Below are 485 nucleotides of genomic sequence, written 5' to 3'. Positions count from 1 at the left end.
TGCGTATTTGGCTGATTTATACCGATAAAAATGTGCTTGATGCACTTAAGCAACGACTGCAAAACTGGGGCTGCGAAATAGCCACGGCAACTAATTTAGCTGAGCTTGAGCAATTAAAAGCAAGCGCTGCATTACCACAACTACTTATTATTGATTATCAGCTCGATGATGGTGTAACCGGGCTTGAGGTGCTTAATAAGGCGCTGCTTACTAACTTGCCGGTAATTGTAAATACAGCAAATCATGATGAAAGCATACGTGAGCAAGTGCTTGATGCAGGTTATCCGCTATTGTATAAACCGCTAAAAGCACCGGCATTAAAGCGTATGATTAAGCGACTAACCAAGTAAGTTAACGTGTAGTGTTTGTGGGCTAGTTTACTTCTAACTTACCGACTTGCGATAGCTGGTTAAATAAAATGCCAGCTTGGGTGCGGTTATAAACGTTGAGTTTGCGTAAAATAGCAGAAACATGCTGCTTAATAG

General features: G+C 41.2%; 1 protein-coding gene and 1 pseudogene. One reads left to right on the top strand and one right to left on the bottom strand.

All coding sequences use genetic code 11. The features are described from left to right. The coding region (locus tag AAEY62_RS20275) for a response regulator (protein WP_350635987.1) at positions 1-350 on the top strand (350 nt) is incomplete at its 5' end. Positions 351-372: 22 nt separating this feature from the next. Here AAEY62_RS20275 and AAEY62_RS20270 read toward each other — a convergent pair. Continuing rightward, positions 373-485, bottom strand: a pseudogene (locus tag AAEY62_RS20270) (DNA-binding response regulator); the annotation flags it as partial.

This window comes from Pseudoalteromonas sp. GW168-MNA-CIBAN-0100 (assembly GCF_040309225.1).
Taxonomy (GTDB): Bacteria; Pseudomonadota; Gammaproteobacteria; order Enterobacterales; family Alteromonadaceae; genus Pseudoalteromonas; species Pseudoalteromonas arctica.
Note: the sequence above shows the minus strand (reverse complement) of the source record. Positions and strands in the feature narration are given on the sequence as shown.